Source organism: Kitasatospora sp. NPDC048722 (genome assembly GCF_040650235.1).
Classification (GTDB): domain Bacteria; phylum Actinomycetota; class Actinomycetes; order Streptomycetales; family Streptomycetaceae; genus Kitasatospora.
In genome coordinates this window covers 1-1649 of the sequence record NZ_JBEZGX010000167.1, presented here as the reverse complement: position 1 = coordinate 1649, position 1649 = coordinate 1, and the positions used below count along the sequence as shown (strand labels likewise).

Here is a 1649-nt window from a genome sequence, read left to right as displayed (position 1 = left end):
CGTCCGAAGGCGGACGCGGCGTGGAACCTGCACCGGGCCGCCTCGAACGTCGAGACCTTCGTCCTCTTCTCCTCCGTCGCCGGTACGTTCGGCAGTGCGGGCCAGGGCGCCTACGCGGCGGGCAACGCCTACCTGGACGCCCTGGCGGTCCACCGCCGCTCGCTCGGCCTGCCGGCCGTCTCGCTCGCCTGGGGCCCGTGGTCGGACGTGGCGGGCATGACCGGCACGCTCACCGACGCCGGGGCCGAACGCATCGCCCGGCTCGGTCTGCCGGCCATCGCTCCGGACCACGGCGTCGCGCTCTTCGACGCGGCGCTCGCCACCGGGCACCCGGCCGTGCTGCCGGTCCGCCTCGACCTGGCGGCGATGGCCGCGCACGGCGAGGTGCCCACCCTGCTGCGCGGCTTGGTGCGGAGCCGCGTCCGGCGCGCGGTGGTCGCGGGCTCGGCCGTGTCGGCGGGGTTGGCGCAGCGGCTGTCCGGCCTGAGCGGCGACGAGCGGCGTGCGGCCGTCCTGGACCTGGTGCGCGACCAGATCGCGCTCGTGCTCGGCCACGACGCCGGGGCGACGGTCGACCCTGCGCGGGCCTTCCAGGATCTCGGCTTCGACTCGCTGACGGCGGTCGAACTGCGCAACCGGCTCAAGTCGGTGACCGGTCTCCAGCTGCCGGCCACCGTAGTGTTCGACTACCCGACGGCGAGCGCACTGGCCGCCTTCCTGCTGGAGGGCCTGTTCGGCACCGAGAGCGACGTCCACCTCCCCGAGGTTCTGCCGTCGCCGTCGGACGACCCGGTGGTCATCGTCGGCATGGCCTGCCGCTACCCGGGCGGCGTCGAGTCTCCCGAGGATCTGTGGCGCCTGGTGGCCGACGGGGTGGACGCGGTCTCCGGCTTCCCGACGAACCGCGGCTGGGACGTCGAGACCCTCTACGACCCGGACCCGGAGCACATCGGGACGTCCTCCACGCGCTCGGGTGGATTCCTGCACGACGCGGGGGAGTTCGACCCCGAGTTCTTCGGGATGAGCCCGCGCGAGGCGCTGGCGACGGACGCGCAGCAGCGTCTGCTGCTGGAGACCTCGTGGGAGGCGTTCGAGCGGGCGGGCATCGACCCGGTGTCGCTGCGCGGCAGCCGGACCGGCGTCTTCGCCGGCGTGATGTACGCGGACTACGCGAGCCTGCTGGGCGGTGGCGAGTTCGAGGGCTACCAGGGCAGCGGCAGCGCGGGCAGCGTGGCCTCGGGTCGCGTCTCGTACACGCTGGGCCTGGAGGGCCCGGCGGTGACGGTGGACACGGCGTGCTCGTCGTCGCTGGTGGCGATGCACCTGGCGGCGCAGGCGCTGCGCGGCGGCGAGTGCTCGCTTGCGCTCGCTGGCGGTGTCACCGTGATGTCGACGCCAGGGACGTTCGTGGAGTTCTCGCGCCAGGGCGGCCTGTCGGCCGACGGCCGGTGCCGTTCGTTCGCGGACGCGGCGGACGGCGTGGGCTGGGGCGAAGGCGTCGGCATGGTGGTGCTGGAACGCCTCTCGGACGCCCGTCGCAACGGGCACCGCGTCCTGGCGGTCCTGCGCGGCAGCGCGGTGAACCAGGACGGCGCGTCGAACGGCCTCACGGCCCCCAACGGTCCGTCGCAGCAGCGGGTGATCCGGCA

At 74.3% G+C, this 1649-nt stretch carries 1 protein-coding gene; it reads left to right on the top strand.

Annotation, left to right across the window (positions count from 1 at the left end; genetic code table 11):
• Positions 1–1649, top strand: a 1649-nt coding sequence (locus AB0C76_RS41295) for a beta-ketoacyl synthase N-terminal-like domain-containing protein (protein ID WP_359975929.1), incomplete at both ends; no start/stop codon positions are given.